Below are 19193 nucleotides of genomic sequence, written 5' to 3' on the forward strand. Positions count from 1 at the left end.
CTCGACGGTGTCGTGGGCGTCGCCGGCGCCGGTGCGCCCGGGCGCGGGATCGCCGGGCGCGGGATCGCCGGGCGCCGCCGCGGTGGCGCCGGCGGCGGCCGCCGTCTCTGTCGCTTCCCGTTCGCTCACATCGCACTCCAGGCCGTATCGCCGCGGGGACGGTCCCCTGCCCGCGCGCCGGGCGGGATCAGGAACCGCCGCGCAGCTCGTACCGCGGGTTGAACATGACCTTGCGCCCGTCCTGCACGCTGACCAGCCCCTCGGCGCGCAGCCGGCGGCCCGGGTCGATGCCGGCGATGCGCCGCCGGCCGAGCCAGACCAGGTTGATCACGTCGGTGCCGTCGTAGAGCTCGGCCTCCAGCGCGGGGGCGCCGCCCCGGGGCCGGAGGGTCACCGTACGCAGCGTACCCGCCACGCAGTGCCGCTTGCGCGCGGAACATGCGGTGATGGGGGTGGCGCCCTCGTCACCGCTGGTCTTCTGCAGCTCCTCGGCTTCGAGCTCGGCCTTGCTCGACGCCATCCGCCGCAGGAAGCGCCGCAGGCCGCCCTTGCCCCGTTCCGGCGGGGCCGGGTCGGTCTCCGGGGTGGTGCGGGCCGAAACCTCGTCCATAAGTGGAAGCGTATGGCATCCCGGTGTGAATCGGACCGGTCGGCCCGCCGGTTGTGCGGCCCGTCTCAGCCGGCGGCGAACCGGACGGCGGAGACGATCACGACGGCGGCGGCCGCGACCCCGTAGCCGGCGGTGGCGAGCGCCACGGCCCGGACGCGGCGCGGCTCGGGGCGTCCGGTGAAGGTCAGCAGCCAGGCGAGGGCCGGGAGCACGAGGACGGCGTGCATCGTGACGAAGTGCGCGGGCTTGAGGGCGACGGCGACGTGGTAGGCGGCCTGCTGGTGGCCGGTCTGCGCCTCCGCGACGCCCCTGGCGATCATCGCGGCCCCGGACGCGAGCGCGACCATGAGGGCGGCGAACCCGGCGCGGAGCGCGAGCCGCATGCTCGGGGCGGTGCCGGGGTTCGCGCGGAACGCGGCGACGGTCAGCGTGACGAGCGTGATCACCAGGACGGCGCCGCCGGCCGCGAGCATCCGGGTGACGGCGGTGTCGAAGGACGTCTCCATGTTGAAGTGGGACGGGACCTTCCGCCACGCCTGGAGGGTGATCAGGGCGACCTCGGCGACGCAGTCGGCGGCGAACACCCCGAGCAGGACGCGCCGGGTCCGTTCGGAGAGGTCGAGGAACGAGCCCGCCCAGGCGATGGTGATCAGCGTCAGCCCGAACGACAGCCCGAACGTGACGGGCTTGCGCCAGGAGACGGGCCCGGTCCACGGGCCGCCGTCCACGGCGAACACCAGCAGGTGGAGCAGGCCGCTGAGGATCAGCAGCGCGCCGACGGCGTAGCAGAGGCGCTCGACGCGCCGCCCGTCCGCCCAGATCCCGGGGACCGCTCGCGCGGCGTCCGCCAGGAGGGACCCGCCGCGGACCGCACCGGCCGTTCCGTCCATCCCCGCCTCCAAATGAGTGAGTGCTCACCCAGTATGCGCGCGGGCGCCGGAGACCGCAACCGCCCGCGGTGCGGCGCGCTCGCGACGAGCGCACCGCACCGCGGGCGGAGCCGGCCGGAGTCCCGCTCCGGGCGGCCGGTCAGGCGGTGACCGCCTCGACCGCGGGGACCCGGACCGCCCGGCGGGCGGCGCCGAGGGCGGTGAGCCCGGTCAGGGCGGCCGCGAGGGCGACGACCCCGACGTAGATCCACGCGCTGCCGTCCGGGGCGACCGAGCCCTTGCGGGCCACGTCGAACGGGATGATCGTGAAGAGCGACGCGACCGTCCCGCAGCCGACGCCGACGACCGTCAGCACCGCCGACTCCAGCGCCACCGTGCCGAGCACCTGGGCCGGGGTCGCGCCCGCCAGCCGGGCCTGGCCGAACTCGCGGCGCCGGTGCGCGGTCGCCGCCACCAGCGTGTTCACCAGCATGATCGCGGCGAACAGCACCACCATCCCGATGACCACCAGGTTCAGCGTCGCGATCCCCTTCTGGTCGGCGGTCGCGGCGACGCCCGACCGGGCCGTCTCCGCGTTCTCGGTGGCCTGCAGGAACAGCGTCCCGACCGCGATGCCGGTGAACAGGATGATCGGGGTCACCGCGGACGCCATCGCGGCGGTCCGGCGGCGCAGGTTCGTCACCGCGAGGTCGCCGGCGACGCCGAACGCGCGCACCGGCCCGGCCGGCAGCGCCGTCGCCCGCCGGACGATCACCGGGGCGAGCAGCGCCAGCCCGATCGCGGCGAAGATGTCGGCCTGCCCGGACGCCGCCATGGCGTCGGTGCCCTTGCCGCGCATCATCGTCATCGTCACGACCGCCTCGTCCACCGCGAGGAACAGGAACACCCCGGCGAAGACCGTGCGCCTGCGGCCGAGCCGGCCCGGCTCCGCGGCCGCCGCCATCAGCGACTCGGTGACCCGGACGCGGGCGGCGCGGCGCGCGGTGATCAGCGCGGCGATCGTCGCGGACGCGAACGTCACCCCGACGCCGGTGCCGAGCGCGAACGTCCCGAACGCGTACGACACGTCCCCGGGGACCTGGTGGGTGCCGTGCAGCAGCGCGAGGAGCGCCCGCCCGCCGAGCGCGCCGGGGACGGCGCCGAGCAGCGCCGCGAGCACGGCGAGGGCCGCCGCCTCGCCGGCGATCATCCGGGTGAGCTGCGCCGGCGTGGCGCCGACGCTCTTCAGCAGCGCCATCTCCGCCGCGCGCTGCCGGACCGACAGGGTCAGCGTGGAGGTGACCGCGAAGACCACGAGCAGCAGCCCCCAGCCGCCGACCACCATCGCCATCGTGACCAGGGTGGACCGGGCCTGCCCGGTCGCCCCGCTCGCCTCGGCCGTGTCGAACATCGAGGCGAACGCCATGATGATCGCCGAACCGAGGAACATCGACAGGAAGCTCGCCGTGAACGCGCCCGCGCGCTTGCGCAGGGACCGCAGTGCCAGCGCGACCATCTCACACCCCCGCCTGGACGTGACCGGACGTCCGCTGCCGCTCGACCTCGTCGGCGAGGTGCGTCATCCGCTCGGCGACGGCCTCGGCGGTCGGCGCGGTCTGGTAGCCGACGATCCGCCCGTCCGCGAGGAACAGCACCGCGTCGGCGTGCGCCGCGGCGACCGGGTCGTGCGTCACCATCACCACCGTCCGCCCGTAGACGCGGACGGCCTCCTGCAGCAGCCCGAGGACGTCGCGGGCGCTGCGGCTGTCGAGCGCGCCGGTCGGCTCGTCGCCGAACAGGATCCGCGGCTCGGTGACCAGCGCCCGCGCGATCGCGACGCGCTGCTGCTGCCCGCCCGACAGCTCCGCCGGCAGGTGCCCGAGCCGGTCGCCGAGCCCGACCCGGGCGAGGATCTCCCGGGCCCGGGCCTTGTCGACGCGCCGCCCCGCGAGCTTCAGCGGCAGCGTCACGTTCTGCATGACGGTCAGGGTCGGCAGCAGGTTGAACTGCTGGAACACGAACCCGATCCGCTGCCTGCGGAACTTCGTCAGCGCGGCCTCGCCGTCGCCGGACAGCTCGGCGCCGTCCACCAGGACCCGCCCGGCGCTCGGCCGGTCGAGGCCCGCCGCGCACTGCAGCAGCGTGCTCTTGCCCGACCCGGACGGGCCCATCACCGCGGTGAACGACCCGGCCGGCAGCGACAGCGACACGCCGTCGAGCGCGACCACCCGGTTGCCGTCCGCGCCGTACACCTTCCGGACGTCCTCGAGCCGGAGCGCCTCGCCGGCGGACGGGGCCGTCCCCGCCGGGCGCGCCTTGTGTCCGAACATCGCCTTCACCTCTCCGCCCGGCGCCCCCTCGTGGAGCGCCTCCGGAGACGAAGCTACGGACGGCGGAGGCGGCGGAGGATGGGTCCAGCACGCCGATCGGGGTAGGCAAAACCCCACCTTCGGCCGGCGCCACCGCGCCGGGCGGCGCGTTATCTGCGGCGCAGCGCGGCGTGCCCGGCGGCGGTGCCCCGCAGCGCCAGGATCGCGGTCAGGATCGCGCCGGCCCCCGCCGCGACCGCCCCCGCGAGCTGCGACGGGACCGCCAGCGCGACCGCGCCCGCGACGATCAGGACGGCGCCGGCGCCGATCATCCACGGACGGGCGGCGCGGTGCACGGTCAGCCACGCCTCGTCGTCGGCCATGCTCTGCCTGGTGCGGATCCCGGCGAACTGGTTGCGCGGGATGCGGCCGTCGGCGGTCATCCTGCCGACCACCGCGAGCAGCGCGCCCGCCGCGATCAGCAGGACGCCAAGGTAGATGTTCAACGCCGGTCGCCCTCCCCTCGATGCCTCCGGTCCATCATGCTCCCCACCCGTTGATCTCAGCCAACGGGCCCGTGTACCGGGACCGGTGGTCGGGACGGGCGCGCCCTGCGGCGTGCCGCAGCGCCGGGACCGCCGCCGCGCCGAACCGGACGAGCCCCTCGGACGCGGCCTGCCGGACCTTGGCGCGCGGGTGGGCGAGCAGGCCCACCAGCCCCGGGATCGCGGGCGTCCAGGCGGCGTGGCTCAGCGTCCCGATCGCCGAGCGGACGACATCGGGTTCGGGGTCGTCGAGCAGCCGCACGGTCTGGTCCAGGTACGCGGCCCGGCCCAGCACCCTGCGCGACACGCGGTGCGCGTGCAGCCGCACCTTCGTCTCGCGGTGGCCGATCAGCTCGGCGAGCAGATCCTCCAGCCCGTCCGCGCGGCGGTCGGCGAGGAGCGCGAGCGCGCGGCGCACCTCCCTCGCGCCGCCGCTCCGCGCCTGCCGGAACAGGATCGCCGACGACGGCTCGCTCGCGGCGGGCGGCTCGTGCTCGCGCATCGCCGCCAGGGCGGCCGCGTCGCGTCCGGCGGCTCCGGGCGCCCGGAGCGGGCCGTCCACCAGGACGAGCCGTTCCGCGAGGTCGTCGCGTCCCTCCTCGCGGAGGCGGCGGCGCGCCCGGTCGAGCGCCGCGGTCCGGGTGAGGCGGCGGCCGGCGACGAGGTCGAGCAGGCCCCACGCATCGCCCGCCGGACGCTCGGCGATCTCCGCGGCGACGGCGTCGGCGGACGCCTGCCGCAGCACCCGGTCGGCGTCGGCGTCCCCCTCCTCCCAGCGCGACACGAGCGCGGGGACGAACCGGTCGAGGTCGCCCCCGTAGAGATGGCCCGCCAGCTGGACGAACCGGTCGCCGTCCGGCACCTCGGACGCCTCCAGCAGGACGCGCGCCAGTTCCCAGGTGGCGGTCAGCCCGGCCCGGCCGTCGAGGAACGCGCGGAGGACGGCGAGGCGCCCCTCGGGTTCGGGCCGGGCGAGGAGCGCGCGGGCCGCCTTCGCCCGCTGCTCGGCCGGGCCGGCGTCGAGCATCGCCATGAGGCGGCGGCGTTGCGCCACGGACGGCGGCTGATCGAGGTCGTCGGTGCGCGGCGTCCGCGCCTCGGACTCGCCGCGGCTCTCGGCCAGCGTCCACGGCGGGGCGCCCAGCGGTTGCACCGCCTCCATCCAGTCGAGCAGGAGCGGCCGCGCGTCGCCGGGGGCGTCCGGGAAGGCCCGGATCAGCGCGTCCAGCACCTCGCGGGACGGGCCGTCGCGGAGTCCGTCGCGGAGCCGCCGCAGTTCCTCCGGCTCGCGGGCCGCGTCCCTGATCGTCTCGTGCATCGCGGTCGCGGGGTCCGCCGCGTCCTGCGCGAACGCCCCCCGCAGGACGGCCTCCTCGCGCGCCGCCGGGTCGGGGTCCTGCCGCGCGGCGGCCAGCGCGCGTTCGAGATCGTCGCGCGTGACGACCGCGCCGCACAGGCCCAGCAGGGTGATCGACACGGTGCTCGGCGGCAGCGCCCGCACCCGCTCGGCGACCTGGAACCTCTCCCCCGCGCCGAGCCGGGGCACCGCCTCCTTCGCTATCGCGAGGAGCGGGCTGCCGTGGCGCGCCTCGTCGGTGACCAGTGCCTCGACGACGAGCGCGGCGGATCGCGCGAAGAGTTCGAGCTCCAACAGCGTCCGCGGCGGGGCGCACATGCGGGCGGCGAGGTGCAGCGCGCGCGGGTCCGATGCGGCGAGGTCGAGCCAGCGAGGCAGCAGCGGACGCAGCGGCGCGAGAGCCGCAGTGCGGTGCCCCTGCGCATCAAGGATGCGGCGCGCGGTCTCGGCGTCCCAGCCGTGCTCCGCGAGTCCCCGGACGTCGTCGGCCGCCGGGGCGTCGGGGATGAGCGCGGGCAGCACGGCGCGAAGGAGAGCGCGGGTGCGGTCGTCGCCGGCCTGGTCCGCCGCCGCGAGGACGACGGCGCCGGACGCGTCGCCGAGCACGGCGCGCAGCGCCGTGACGAGGTCCTCGCGCAGGCCCGGGTTGCCGTGGTGCCCCAGCCAGAACAGCGCCTTCGGAACGGCGGCGGGCGCGCCCGCCGTCGCGAGCGCCGCCGCCGAGGTCTTCTTGACGCTCATGTCAGGGTGGTCGAGGCACGCGGCGATCGCCGGCGCCGCCCAGGTCGCGCGGGCCTCGGCCAGTGCGCGCAGCGCCTGCCGGACGGTCGCCGGGTCGTCCGCCGAGGTGAGCGGGATCAGGCTCGCCGACAGCACCTGGGCGCCTTCCGCGTCCGTGGCGAAGAGCGCGGCGGCGCGTGCCCTGACGTGCGCGTCGCGGTGCCGGAGCAGCGGGTGGACGCGCGCCCTCGTCCGCCGGTACGGGGCGCCGCGCAGGACGGTCAGCAGGACCGCCTGCTCGGCCGGGACGAGCCCGGGGCGGTCGAGGAGGTCGAGGACCGTGCTCGCGAGCACGGCGTTCCCGGCGGCGGGCGGGTCGGCGGCGTCCAGCAGGCAGCGCGGCCGGATCGCGCCCCGCCGGAAGAGCCGCGCGCCGAGGTCGCGGACGGCGTCCAGGACCTCGTCCGGCACGGCCGGCTCGGGACCCGGCCCGCCGGGCGTCCACGTCCCGGCCAGGCCGGACACGACGCGCAGCAGCAGGTCGGCGACCGCGGGCAGGGTGGTGGCGTCGCCGTTGCGGGCGAGCCGGCCGAGCGCCCCGGCGGGGTCGCCCGGGTCCGGGGCCGCGCGCAGGACCGCCAGCTCGCGCGGGTCGGGGCCGCCGAGGTCGTCGGCGACGCGGCGCGGCAAGTCGCGGGGATCGAGCCGGTCGAGCAGCGTGCGCCGCCGCCCCGGGTCGCGGTCGAGGTGCCAGAGGAGCTCCAGCGCGCGGTGCCGGAACGCGGACAGGTGCGGCGCGACGTCGGTCCGGTCCGGATCGTCCCCGTCCAGGCCGAGCCCGGTCCAGAGGGCGGCGGCCGTCCGGGGGCCGCCGACGGCTTCGAGGGCGTCGAGCGCATCCCGGGGCGCGTCCGGCAGCAGCGCGAGGACGGTCTCCTCCGCCGCGGGATCCCGCAGTTCGCGGAGCGCGCGCAGGAACGGCCGCGGGTCGGCGGCGTCGCGCGCGAGACGGGCGACCGCACCGGCCACGCCCAGCCCGGGGACGCCCTGCGCGTCGAGCGCGACGAGCAGGGCGAGGCGGCGGGGCCACGAACCGGCGTCCGACCCGGGGCGGGCCAATTCCGGCAGCGCCTCGTGCCGACAGGAGAAGAGGACCACCGCGATCTCGTCCGCGGGCACGCCGTGGTCGGCGAGGGCGAGCCGCACGATCGCGGGGACGTGGTGCGCCGCGGGGAAGTGGCCGCGCCGGTGCAGGCCGCGCAGGCACGCGGCGGCGGGCCCGGCGAGCAGCGGCGGGTCCCCGGCGGCGACACCGAGCAGGTCGCCGATGTCGCCGCGGCCCGCGAGGTCGCCGAGCAGTTCGAGCGCCCGCCGCCGCACGGCGGGCGCGCGGGACGCGGCGGCGGCGACGTCGCGGAGGAGGTCCCGGTGCCCGTGCCTGGCCGCCACCTCGATCGCGGCGGCGTCCCGCCCGGTGCCGAGGAGGCGGCGCACCCGCTCGTGCGGCAGCGGGTCGAGCGCCGCCCACGGTTCGGCCAGCTCGCGCAGCGCGGCGGGGACGTCACCGGCGAGTCCCGCCAGGATCTCCCGGACGGCGCGGGGCGGCAGCAACGCCGCGTGCAGCGCCTCCCGCGCGATCCGGACGGCCTCACCGCGCAGCACGGCGTCGGCGCGTCCGGCGAGGTCGCGGACGAGCGCCCCGGGGTCGTCCGCGTCGGCGGCATGGAGGGCCCGCACCGCCTGGTAGAGCGGCTCGCCCGCCGGTTCGTCCCGGACGTCCGCACGGCCCGCGGCGATCTCGGCGCTCAGCCACGCGGTGCGGACCGCCGCGGGCAGCCCGGCGGACCGCCGGTCCGGCCAGGTCCGGACGTGCCCGCGCAGGTGCAGGCGCGCCGGCCGCGATCCCGGCGTCGAGGAGGCCCGCGAGGCGGACGGATTCCGGCACCGATGTCATGGCGGCGATCTTAGGAGCTTCGGCGCCGGCCGACGTTCCGCCAGGATGGGGCCATGGAACCGGTACCGGAGGACTGGGACAGGGCGCTGGCGATCGTCGCGCACCCCGACGACCTGGAGTACGGCGGGTCGACCGCGGTCGCGAAGTGGACGTCGCAGGGCAAGCGCGTGACGCAGGTGCTCGCGACCCGCGGCGAGGCGGGGATCGACGGCATGGACCCCGACGAGGTGCGCCGCGTCCGGACGCTGGAGCAGATCGAGGCGGCCCGCCGGGTCGGCGTCGAGAACGTCGAGTTCCTGGACCTGCCGGACGGCGTGCTGGAGTACGGGCTGCCGCTGCGGCGGCTCCTCGCGGCGGCGATCCGGCGGCACCGGCCCGAGGTGGTGCTGTTGGTGAACTTCCGGGAGACCTTCCCCGGCGGCGGCTTCAACATGGCCGACCACCGGGTGCTCGGCCTCGCGGTCGCCGACGCGATCCGGGACGCGGCGAACCGCTGGGTGTTCCGCGACCTCGGCCTGGAGCCGTGGCAGGGCGTCCGGTTCGCGCTGTTCGGCGGGTCGCCGCAGGCCGGGCACTACGTGGACGTGACCGGCCATCTCCAGGACGGCATCGACTCGCTGCTGGCGCACGAGGTGTACTTCGGCAACCTCGGCGCGGGCTTCGACGCCGCCGCGTTCCTCACCGGCATCGTCGAGCCGACCGGGCGGGCGGCGGGCGTCGAGCACGCCATGCCCTTCGAGATGATCGAGACCTGAACGGCGATGATCGAGAACTGAGCAGCGGCGATCGGAACCTGAACGGCGATGATCGAGGCCTGACGGCGCGCGTGCGGCTCAGTGGCGGGCGTTGGGCCGCTTGCCCTTGTTGTGCTTGCTCCGCTTGCGGGCCCTGCGCTTCCGCGTTCTCTTCGACATGTCCCGATTGACCACCCGGCGGGCGCCGGACGCAAGGGGACCGGCGCGCCCGGGGACGCAGAAACCCGCCGGCCGTGCGTCCGAAAAGCGGCGCACGGCCCGGCGGGCGGTGGTGGCGGGGTCCCGGGTCAGCGGACCTCGGTGATCTCGGGGCCGCGCTCGAACGGGTTGAAGGTCTCCTCGCCGCCCTGCTCCTCGCCGTTCTCCCCGGCCTCGCTGAACTCCTTGGGGATCTGCAGCTCGAGCAGGTCGCGGGGCGGCATCGGCGCGTCGCCGCGGACGACGACGACGCCGCGCAGCACGTCCTCGAGGACCTGCCACTGCTCCTCGTCCTCGATCGCGGCGCCCTGCACCACGGCCTGCAGGAACCAGCGGGGGCCGTCGACGCCGAGGAAGCGAATGATCTGCGGCGCCCAGCCCTGGTCGACGAACTCCTGCGGGATCTGCTCGCGGACCTCCTGCGGCATCTCCGCGAGGACCTCCTCGGTCAGCGCGGCGGGGATCATCGCCAGCAGCTCGGGACCGAACGGCCCCTCGCCCTCCTGGGTCTGGCCCTGCGCCTCCTCCTGGATGTCCTTGGCGGTCTCGCGGCGCACGTCGTCCCAGATGCCGCTGCGCTTGGGCGCGGCGAACACCTGGAGCTGCATGGCGCTCTCCTCGTACTGGACGAGCACCGCGACGGGCCGGCCGTCGAGGGGGTTGCCCTCCTCGTCCACCTGGGTCGCCTCGAAGTTCACCTGGAAGCCGAGCCCGGGCGCGATCGGGACCTGCATGGAGCCGAAGTCCAGGCGCTGCAGCTCGGGGAAGGAGTCCTCGGAGTCCCAGGGCCCGCCCTCGGCCTTCGCGGCCTCGGCGGGAGCCTCCTCGGCGGCCTCGTCAACGGCCTCCGCCGGTTCCTCGGTCGCCTCGGGACCCTTCTCGGGCTCCTCGGCCTGCCGGCGACGTCCAAAAGCCACGACTCACGCTCCTTCTCGACTGTGCTCGTTACCAGTGTCACCCATGGCCGGGAGCCCCCGGCCCGCCGAACCCGCCCGTGGAGCCGAATCCGCCGGTTCCGCGGGCCGATCCGGGAAGGTCGGCGACCTCGTGGAACACAGCCTGCTCCACCCGCTGCACGACCATCTGCGCGATGCGGTCGCCGCGCCGCAGCCGCACGGTGGCGCGGCGGTCGGTGTTCAGCAGGGTCACCTTGATCTCACCCCGATAGCCGGCGTCGACCGTACCGGGTGCGTTGACTATGGTCACCCCCAACCTAGCGCCCAAACCGGACCTGGGGTGAATGAAAGCGGCGTAGCCGTCGGGCAGCGCGATCGCCATGCCGGTGGGCACGACGGCGCGCTCTCCCGGCGGCAGCTCGACGTCCTCGGCGGCGACGAGGTCGGCGCCGGCGTCGCCCGCGTGCGCGTACTGCGGCAGGGGCAGGTCGGGGTCCAGCCGCTTGATCAGCACATCGACCTTGGCCAACGGGGTCCACCTCGCGTGTTCGGGAGCGTTCCGGCGATCCCGCCGAGAAGCCACACGACAATACCGGGACCGGGGGCGGCGGGCCGCATGTGAAACGCCCTCGCGTCCGGTTTCGCGCGCGACCCTACCCGGTTCCGGGCCGGAACCCGGCGGCCGATGGCGTACCGGCGGGTATCGGTGGGACACTGTGGTTCGTCCGCAATCGCCATGGTTCGTCCGCAATCGCCGGGAGGATCGGTCCGTGTTCTGGTCGCTGGTGGTCGCCGCGCTGCTGCGCGTGCTCGCCGTGGCCGAGTGGGCCGGGACGGCTCCGGGGCAGCCGGTGCTGGTGGCGCTGGCGACGGTCACCGTGGCGGGGCTGGTGGTCCTGGCCGTGGTGCGTGTGCGCGCGGCGGCGCTGAGCCATCGGGCCACACCGGCGCGCGTGCGGACGACCTTGCGGGAACGGACGCTTCGGACCGCCTTCCTCCCGCAGCGCGATCCGGACGCGGCGGGGCGCCCCCGTCCGCGGGCACCGGGAGCGGGGATCGCGGCCGCCTGAGCGCGGCCGGCACGCCATCGATCCCCCTCCGACCCGGAAGGCTCACATGTCCCTGTTCGACGTTCCCGTTTCGCTCGCGTACGCCCTGGTCAAGGGCTTGGCCGACGGCATCGGCCCGGTCGCCGGCCCAGTGGCGACGGCCATCGCGATCATCCTGTTCACGCTCCTGCTCCGGCTGGCGATGCTGCCGCTCGCGGTGTCGGCGGCCAAGGGCGAGCGGGCCCGGGCGCGCCTGCTGCCCAAGGTCCAGGCCCTCCAGAAGAGGCACGCGCGGAATCCGCAGCGGCTCCAGGGCGAGACGGCCGCGCTGTACGAGGCGGAGGGCGCGACGCCGCTGAAGGGCTGCCTGCCGATGTTCGCGCAGTGGCCGTTCTTCATGGTGATGTACCGGCTGTTCCGGTCGGCGACGGTGGCGGGGCACCAGAACGTCCTGCTCGCGCACACGTTGCTGGGCGCGCCGCTGGGGCAGAACTGGGTCGGGCTGGTCGGCGGCGGGCTGTTCGCGCCGCCGTCGCTGGTGTTCCTCGGCCTGTTCGCGCTGCTCATGGCGCTGGCGGTGTGGTCGTCGCGGCGGGCCGCGCGGACGGCTCCGGCCGGGGCGGCGGGCGTCCTGGCCCGGGTGGCGCCGTTCGGGACGGTGGTCTTCGCCGCGTTCGTGCCGCTGGCCGCCGGGCTGTACCTGCTGGCGTCCGGCACGTGGACGGCGGTGGAGCGCGCGGTCCTGCACAGGCGGATCGTGGCGCCCGCCGCCTGAACCACCGCCCTCTGAACCACCGGCCGCCTGAACGACGGGGTCCGGATCGCCGGTTCGCCTTGACGGCGCCATTGGACGCCGGTTCGATATAAACCGAACTTGATTCTGGACACGACGCCGAGGGCGGTGAGCGGGCGTGACGACCGCTGCACGGGACGAGATCGACGGCAACCTGTCCACGCTGGAGTTCTGGGCCCTGCCCCAGGAGCGGCGGCTCGCCGCCTTCGCCCGGCTCCGCGAGCTGGACCATCCGGCGTTCTTCCAGGAGCTGAAGCTGCCGTTCGTCAAGACCGGCGCCGGTTTCTACGCGCTGGCCCGGCACGCCGACGTCGTCGAGGCGAGCCGGTCGCCACATATCTTCAGCAGCGAGCCGTGCTCCAACAGCATCGCGGACCTGCCGCGGTTCCTCGCCCGCTACTTCGGCTCGATGATCAACATGGACGACCCGCGGCACGCCAAGATCCGCCGGATCGTGTCGCGGGCGTTCACCCCGCGCGTCCTGGAGAAGATGGAGGACGACCTCCAGCGCAGCGCCACCCGGATCGTCGACGACCTGCTCGCCAAGGGCTCCACCGACTTCGTCACCGACGTCGCGGCGCGGCTCCCGCTCCAGGTCATCTGCGACATGATGGGCATCCCCGAGCACGTCCGGCCGATGGTGTACGACCGGACGAACCTGATCCTCGGCCTCGGCGACCCCGAGTACATGGGCGGCAAGAACTACGCCCGCGACGGCATCACCCGCTTCGGCGCCCTGTACGGGCTGCTCAAGGTGCTGGCGGCCGGGTACGAGCTGAACCACCTGGCGATGAAACTCGCCCGGCAGCGCCGCCGGAACCCCGGCGACGACCTGGTGTCGGCGCTGATCTCGGCGAACGTGGACGGCGAGTCGCTGACCGACCAGGAGATCGGCTCGTTCTTCATCCTGCTCGTCGTGGCCGGCAACGAGACGACCCGCAACGCGATGTCGCACGGGCTGAAGCTGCTCACCGACAACCCCGAGCAGCGCGCCCTGCTGCTGGAGGACTTCGACGCGCACATCCCGGGCGCGGTCGAGGAGATCGTCCGGCTGGCGACGCCGGTCATCCAGTTCCGCCGGACGCTGACCCGCGACCACGTGATGAACGGCCACGAGTACAAGGCGGGCGACAAGGTCCTGCTCTTCTACAACTCCGCCAACCGGGACGAAACGGTCTTCGAGAACCCCGACGCGTTCGACATCACCCGCTCGCCCAACCCGCACGTCGGGTTCGGCGGCCCGGGGCCGCACTTCTGCCTCGGCGCGAACCTCGCCCGCCGCGAGATCACGGTGATGTACCGGGAGCTGTTCACCCGCGTCCCGGGGATCCGCGCGACCGGGGAGCCCGACCGGCTGTTCTCCAGCTTCATCAACGGGATCAAGCACCTGCCCTGCGCGTTCTGATCCCCCGGTGACGACGGAGGTGCGGCGGGCCCGGCCGGCGTGGCGCGGATTTACGGCGTCCGGGCCCGCCGCGGCTCAGGTCCCCGGCCGGGCCGCGTAGCCCGCGGCGCGCGCCGCCGGGGAGACCGCCAGGTAGTCCAGCGCGCGCTGGGTGGAGCACTCGGCGGACGGGTGGTAGTCGCGCCGCAGGTAGGCGCGCGCGGCGGCGACCATGAACCGGTTGCTGGGGAACAGGCCGCGCCGGACCGCGCGCCGGTAGTCGCGGATCCGCGGGCGGACGCCCTTCAGCGCCGGGTCGGCGCGGCACAGGTACGCGGCGCCCGCGTACACCATCAGCGGCATCGCGAGCACGCCGACGAAGAACGCGATGAACCGCAGCCAGTACCGTCCGGCGACGTGCTCGTACACGTCGAACGCCACGGACCGGTGCTCGACCTCCTCGGCGCCGTGCCAGCGCAGCAGGTCCATCATCGTCGGGTCGGCGCCGGCGTCGTCGAGCGCGCGGGCGTCGAGGATCCACTGGCCGAGCGCGGCCGTGTAGTGCTCGATCGCGGCGATGATGCCGATCCGGAAGACCAGCCACCGGCGCCGGGACACGAGGGGCACGGGGCAGCGGTCGCCGAGGATCCGCTTGAACATCCACTCGATCCGGTCCGTCAGCGGGCGCGGGTCGAGGCCCTGCGCGAGCATCTGCCGGTCCAGGACGCCCTGGTGGGAGTAGGCGTGCACGGCCTCCTGCCCCATGAACCCCTTGACCTCGCGGTAGAGGCGCTCGTCGTCCTCGACGAGGGGCAGCGTCTGCTTGTAGACGTGGACGAACCAGCGTTCGCCGGCGGGCAGGAGCAAGTGCAGCACGTTGATGAAGTGGGTGGCGACGGGCTCGTCCGGGATCCAGTGCAGGGGCGTGCCGGTCCAGTCGAACTTCACCCGGCGCGGGGTGATGGCGGGGTGCCGCTCGTCGATCTCGCTCATGGCCTCACTCCCCCGCCGCCACGACCCGGCCCTGGACGGGCACCCACGCGTCCCGCAGCGCCACCGTCTCGGGACCGCCCTCGATGTGCCTGACGAACTCGGCGATCCACGCGGCGGTCGTCGCCGGGTCCTTGCGGACGGCGCCCCAGTGGCCGACCGGGATCTCCCGCCGCCAGAGCCGGTCGGCGTACCGGGCGAGGTCCGCGGACTGGTGCGGCGAGACGAACGCGTCCCGCGTCGGCGCGATGACCTGCACCGGGACGTCCGTCGTGGCCATGGATCCGGGGCGCAGGAAGCGGACGGCGTTGGCGCGGTACAGCTTCATCCCGTACAGCGCGTCCTTCGGGAAGGTGTCGGCGTGCCAGCCCTCGACGCCCTCCATCCGCTCGATCACGACCGGGAAGATCCTGGCGCCCCCGAGACGCCAGGCGAGCTGCGGGACGCCGGGGATCGCCCCGAACATCAGGTACCAGGAGCGCGCGAACTGCCCGGCCAGCTGCAGGACGTGCCGGGGCGTCGGGCGGCGCAGCCGGTCGCGCACCCACTGCCCGAAGTGCTCGATGCACGGCCCGGAGATCGAGGTGAACGAGGCGACGCGTCCCTCGACGAGGCCGCCGGTGACCGCGCCCCAGCCCTGCACCGAGCCCCAGTCGTGCCCGACCAGGTGGACGGGCCGTCCGGGCGACACGGCGTCGATCACCGCGGCCAGGTCGGCGGCGAGGTTCTCCATGGCGTAGGCCCGGGTGCGGCGCGGCCGGGACGAGCCGCCCGCGCCGCGCACGTCGTAGGTCACGACGTGGAAGTCCTCGGCGAGCAGGTCCGCGACCGGCTCCCAGACCACCCGGCTGTCGGGGTAGCCGTGTACGAGCACGACCACCGGGGCCGTCCGCGGCCCCCGTTCGCGGACGGCCAGCCGCACCCCGTCCGCCTTCACGCGCCTGTCCCTCACCTGCGCGTCCTTCGTCGCCGCGGTGCTCACGGCGGTCCCGCCGCGCGGCCTCACGTCCATCGCCACCACCCAATTAGACTTGGGATCTAATATGATGACCGGGTTGAACGAAAGTCAAGAGGGGGCGCGATGACCGCCGGGACACGGCCGGACGGCCCGCACACCGCGAGGGACGACAAGGGCGGCGCGCGCCGCGCGGCGATCCTCGACGCCGCGTCCCGGCTGTTCGCCGACCGCCCCTACGACGCGCTGTCCATCGACGACATCGCCGCGTCCGCCGGCGTCGCGAAGGGCCTGATCTACTACTACTTCGGCAACAAGCGCGGCCTGTTCCTCGCGGTGATCGGCACGGCCGCGCAGGCGCTGAACGCGCTCGCCGAGGAGTTCGACGGGCACTCCCCCGCCGACCGGCTCGCCCGCACCCTCGACGGCTTCCTCTGGTGGGCCGACACGCACCGCTCCGCGTTCCAGACCATCACCAGCGGCGGCGTCGGCGTGGACGCCGAGGTGCTCGCCCTGCACCGCACCTCGCGCAAGCGGCTGCTCGCCGCGATGTCGACCGGGCTGGTCGGCACGCCGGCGCCGCGGCCCGCGCTGCGCGTCGCGCTGGAGGGCTGGCTGTCGTTCGTCGAGGGCGCGACCGCGTCCTGGCTGGAGGGCGGCGACCTGAGCCGCGACGACGTCCGCGACCTGGCCGTCCGCGTCCTCGGCGGGGTGCTGAAGGCCGCCGGGCACACCGACCCCGACTGCGGCCGCCCCGGCTGACCTGCCGGGACGGCCGGGGCCGCCGTGGGTGTCAGCCGGCGGGCGCCAGCGTGACCTGCACCGTCAGGTCCGCGGGCGCGCTCTCCAGCGTCAGCTCGGCGATCCGGCCGGCGGCGGCCAGGTCCGGACGGGAGACCCGGCCGGCCTCCGCGCCGCGCACCACGGCCCGCGCCACGTCCGCGCGCATCGACGCCTTCGCCTCCGACTTGGCCTTGCGGACCTGCCGCAGCGCCTCACCGGTCGCGGCGAGCACCGCCGGGTCGCCGCCCGCGGGCAGCTCGGCCGGCAGCGGCCAGGACGCGGCGTGCACCGAGCCCTTCCGCCACCACGACCAGACCTCCTCGGTCACGAACGGCAGCACCGGCGCGAACAGCCGCAGCAGCACCGACAGCGCCGACCGCAGCGCCGCGCGCGCCGACTGCGCCTCCGGCCCCTCCCCGTACGCGCGCGCCTTCACCAGCTCCAGGTAGTCGTCGCAGAACTCCCAGAAGAACCGCTCCGTGCGCTCCAGCGCCCGCGTGTAGTCGTAGCCCTCGAACGCCTCCGTCGCGTCCTCGACGACGCCGGACAGCGACGCCAGCATCGCCCGGTCCAGCGGCTCGGTCACCGCCGCGTCCCGCTCCACCTCGCCGAGCCCCAGCACGAACTTCGACGCGTTGAGGATCTTGATGGCGAGCCGCCGGCCGACCTTGATCTGGCCGGTGTCGAACGCGGTGTCGGTGCCCGGACGGCCGCTCGCCGCCCAGTACCGGACGGCGTCCGACCCGTACTCGCGCAGCAGGTCGATCGGGGTGACGACGTTCCCCTTCGACTTCGACATCTTCTTGCGGTCCGGGTCGAGGATCCAGCCCGACAGCGCCGTGTCCGTCCACGGCAGCGACCCGTGCTCCAGATGCGACCGGACGACCGTCGAGAACAGCCACGTCCGGATGATGTCGTGGGCCTGCGGCCGCAGGTCGTAGGGGAACACCCGGGAGAACAGGTCGGCGTCGCGCTCCCAGCCGCCCGCGATCTGCGGCGTCAGCGACGACGTCGCCCAGGTGTCCATGACGTCCGGGTCCCCGATGAACCCGTCCGGCTTGCCGCGCTGGTCCTCCGCGAAGCCCGGCGGGACGTCCGAGGACGGGTCGACGGGAAGCGCGTCCTCCGCCGGGACGATCGGCGCGTCGTACCGCGGCTCGCCGGACCCGTCCAGCGGGTACCAGACCGGGATCGGCACGCCGAAGAACCGCTGCCGGGAGATCAGCCAGTCGCCGTTCAGGCCCTCCACCCAGTTCTCGTACCGGGCCCGCATGTACGGCGGATGCCAGTTCAGCTCCGCGCCGCGCGCGAGCAGCTCCGCGCGGGTCGCCGCGTCCCGCCCGCCGTTGCGGATGTACCACTGCCGCGTCGTGACGATCTCGAGCGGCTTGCTGCCCTTCTCGTAGAACTTCACCGGACGGCTGATCTTGCGCGGCTCGCCGTCCAGGTCGCCGGACGCGCGCAGCATCTCGACGACGCGCTCCTTCGCGGAGAACACCGTCTTGCCGGCCAGCTCCGCGTACGGACCCGCCGGGACGCCCGACGGCGGCTCGGCCGACAGCCGGCCGTCCCAGCCGATCACCGCGCGGGTCGGCAGGTTCAGCTCCCGCCACCAGGTGACGTCCGTGACGTCGCCGAACGTGCAGATCATCGCGATGCCGGAGCCCTTGTCCGGCTCCGCGAGCCGGTGCCCGAGCACCGGCACCTCGACGCCGAACAGCGGCGTCCGGACCGTCGTGCCGAACAGCTCCTGGTACCGCTCGTCGTCGGGGTGCGCGACCAGCGCCACGCACGCCGGCAGCAGCTCCGGGCGCGTCGTCTCGATGTAGACGGGCCGCTCGTCGCCGTGGAACCGGATCCGGTAGAAGGCGCCCGGCTGCTCGCGGTCCTCCAGCTCGGCCTGCGCGACGGCCGTCCGGAACGTCACGTCCCACAGCGTCGGCGCCTCCGACACGTACGCCTCGCCGCGCGCGAGGTTCCGCAGGAACGCGCGCTGCGACGCCGTCCGGGACGCCTCGCCGATGGTGGAGTAGAGGTGCGTCCAGTCGACCGACAGGCCGACCCGGCGCCACATCTCCTCGAACGCCTTCTCGTCGACCTCGGTGAGCCGCTCGCACAGCTCGATGAAGTTCCGCCGCGACACCGGGACCTGCTTCTTCGGGTCGGGCTTGGCCGGCGGCTCGAACTCCGGGTCGTACGGCAGCGACGGCTCGCACCGCACGCCGAAGTAGTTCTGCACGCGTCGCTCGGTGGGCAGCCCGTTATCGTCCCAGCCCATCGGGTAGAAGACGGCGCGACCGCGCATGCGGTGGAACCGGGCGACGGTGTCGGTGTGGGTGTAGGAGAAGACGTGGCCGACGTGGAGGGAGCCGCTCACGGTGGGCGGCGGGGTGTCGATCGAGTAGACCTCGCCGCGCGGCCGGGTGCGGTCGAAGCGGTAGACGCCCGTGTCCTCCCAGGCGCGTACCCACGTGTCCTCCAGGCCGTCCAGGGAGGGCTTGGAAGGAACGCTCGGCGTACGCGGCTGCTCTGTCATGGGGCAATGGTATTGACATCCGCCTGGCCCGCATGCCACTTGCCCGCGCCGACGCGGCGGCCTTTCCCGCCCGGAGCGGGGCGTTCCGGTAGCGTCGGAGGCGACAGGACGACTGGAGGACGATGATGGCGGACAAGGGCGACATCGGCTATCGCGTGATGGCCGGCGCCGCGGCCTTCGCGGGCGGCTTCGTCGCGAAGAAGGCGATCACGCTCGTCTGGAAGAAGACCACCGGCAAGGAGCCGCCGACCAACCCCGAGTCGCCGGACGTGGCGCTGTCGGAGGCGATCGGCTGGGCCGTGGTGGTGGGCGTCGGCGTGGAGATCGCGCGGCTGGTGGCCACCCGGGCCGCGGTCCACCAGTGGGCCAAGGGCACCGGCGAGCTCCCGTCCCACCTGAAGGTGGACGCCTGAGCCCGCGGGCCTGATCGGGCTCGAACGCGTCGTGGGGGGGGGGCGGGCGCGGCGGGCCGGCCCCCCCCCGGGAGGGG

Annotated in this window: 17 protein-coding genes; 6 read left to right on the plus strand and 11 right to left on the minus strand. The window is 74.8% G+C overall.

The genetic code is table 11. The features are described from left to right. Positions 1–187: 187 nt before the first annotated feature. The 6 genes from F9B16_RS29050 to F9B16_RS29075 form a co-directional block, all read right to left on the minus strand. Entirely contained in the window at positions 188–610 is a 423-nt protein-coding gene (locus F9B16_RS29050) for an OB-fold nucleic acid binding domain-containing protein (RefSeq protein WP_151543399.1), read from the minus strand. A gap of 65 nt (positions 611–675) precedes the next feature. Continuing rightward, positions 676–1500, minus strand: a complete 825-nt coding sequence (locus F9B16_RS29055) for a hypothetical protein (RefSeq protein WP_192809052.1) — start codon at positions 1498–1500, stop codon at positions 676–678. 139 nt (positions 1501–1639) lie between these two features. After that, entirely contained in the window at positions 1640–2995 is a 1356-nt protein-coding gene (locus F9B16_RS29060) for an FtsX-like permease family protein (RefSeq protein WP_151543400.1), read from the minus strand. Position 2996: 1 nt separating this feature from the next. Next, positions 2997–3809, minus strand: coding sequence for an ABC transporter ATP-binding protein (locus tag F9B16_RS29065; protein WP_151543401.1), 813 nt, complete (start codon positions 3807–3809; stop codon positions 2997–2999). A 149-nt stretch (positions 3810–3958) separates the two neighbouring features. After that, on the minus strand, positions 3959–4294 hold the full coding sequence (locus F9B16_RS29070; protein WP_151543402.1) for an SdpI family protein: 336 nt from the start codon (positions 4292–4294) through the stop codon (positions 3959–3961). A gap of 34 nt (positions 4295–4328) precedes the next feature. Continuing rightward, complete coding sequence (locus tag F9B16_RS29075; protein ID WP_151543403.1) at positions 4329–8147, minus strand: HEAT repeat domain-containing protein; 3819 nt, start codon at positions 8145–8147, stop codon at positions 4329–4331. 270 nt (positions 8148–8417) lie between these two features. Here F9B16_RS29075 and F9B16_RS29080 point away from each other — a divergent pair, with 270 nt between their 5' ends. Further along, positions 8418–9119, plus strand: coding sequence for a PIG-L deacetylase family protein (locus F9B16_RS29080; RefSeq protein WP_151543404.1), 702 nt, complete (start codon positions 8418–8420; stop codon positions 9117–9119). Between the two features lie 287 nt (positions 9120–9406). Here F9B16_RS29080 and F9B16_RS29085 read toward each other — a convergent pair whose 3' ends face one another. Together F9B16_RS29085 and dut are read right to left on the minus strand one after the other, a co-directional pair. After that, positions 9407–10234: a DUF3710 domain-containing protein gene (locus F9B16_RS29085; protein ID WP_151543405.1), complete on the minus strand. Its 828-nt coding sequence runs from the start codon at positions 10232–10234 to the stop codon at positions 9407–9409. 37 nt (positions 10235–10271) lie between these two features. After that, entirely contained in the window at positions 10272–10742 is a 471-nt protein-coding gene (gene dut / locus F9B16_RS29090; protein ID WP_151543406.1) for a dUTP diphosphatase, read from the minus strand. Between the two features lie 241 nt (positions 10743–10983). Between dut and F9B16_RS29095 the strand changes: the two genes are divergently transcribed. From F9B16_RS29095 to F9B16_RS29105, 3 genes are all read left to right on the plus strand, one after another. Continuing rightward, complete coding sequence (locus F9B16_RS29095) at positions 10984–11283, plus strand: DUF6412 domain-containing protein (protein WP_225992031.1); 300 nt, start codon at positions 10984–10986, stop codon at positions 11281–11283. Positions 11284–11329: 46 nt separating this feature from the next. Next, a complete protein-coding gene (locus F9B16_RS29100) occupies positions 11330–12037 on the plus strand; it encodes a YidC/Oxa1 family membrane protein insertase (RefSeq protein ID WP_151543408.1) in 708 nt (235 codons plus the stop codon). A gap of 136 nt (positions 12038–12173) precedes the next feature. Next, positions 12174–13460 (plus strand): cytochrome P450, encoded by a 1287-nt coding sequence (locus tag F9B16_RS29105; protein WP_151543409.1) that lies wholly within the window; start codon positions 12174–12176, stop codon positions 13458–13460. A gap of 75 nt (positions 13461–13535) precedes the next feature. Here F9B16_RS29105 and F9B16_RS29110 read toward each other — a convergent pair whose 3' ends face one another. Both F9B16_RS29110 and F9B16_RS29115 read right to left on the minus strand, forming a co-directional pair. Continuing rightward, entirely contained in the window at positions 13536–14432 is an 897-nt protein-coding gene (locus F9B16_RS29110) for a metal-dependent hydrolase (protein ID WP_151543410.1), read from the minus strand. 4 nt (positions 14433–14436) lie between these two features. Further along, positions 14437–15381, minus strand: a complete 945-nt coding sequence (locus F9B16_RS29115) for an alpha/beta fold hydrolase (protein ID WP_151543411.1) — start codon at positions 15379–15381, stop codon at positions 14437–14439. Between the two features lie 129 nt (positions 15382–15510). On the opposite strand from F9B16_RS29115, the gene F9B16_RS29120 reads away from it, so the two are divergent. Continuing rightward, positions 15511–16146, plus strand: a complete 636-nt coding sequence (locus F9B16_RS29120) for a TetR/AcrR family transcriptional regulator (protein ID WP_151543412.1) — start codon at positions 15511–15513, stop codon at positions 16144–16146. A 31-nt stretch (positions 16147–16177) separates the two neighbouring features. Here F9B16_RS29120 and valS read toward each other — a convergent pair whose 3' ends face one another. Continuing rightward, positions 16178–18703 carry a valine--tRNA ligase gene (gene valS, locus F9B16_RS29125; RefSeq protein WP_151543413.1) on the minus strand — a complete coding sequence of 842 codons (2526 nt, stop codon included), beginning with the start codon at positions 18701–18703 and terminating at the stop codon, positions 16178–16180. Positions 18704–18828: 125 nt separating this feature from the next. Between valS and F9B16_RS29130 the strand changes: the two genes are divergently transcribed. Next, positions 18829–19116 (plus strand): DUF4235 domain-containing protein, encoded by a 288-nt coding sequence (locus tag F9B16_RS29130; protein ID WP_151543419.1) that lies wholly within the window; start codon positions 18829–18831, stop codon positions 19114–19116. Positions 19117–19193 lie beyond the last annotated feature (77 nt).

Source organism: Actinomadura montaniterrae (assembly GCF_008923365.1).
GTDB lineage: Bacteria > Actinomycetota > Actinomycetes > Streptosporangiales > Streptosporangiaceae > Spirillospora > Spirillospora montaniterrae.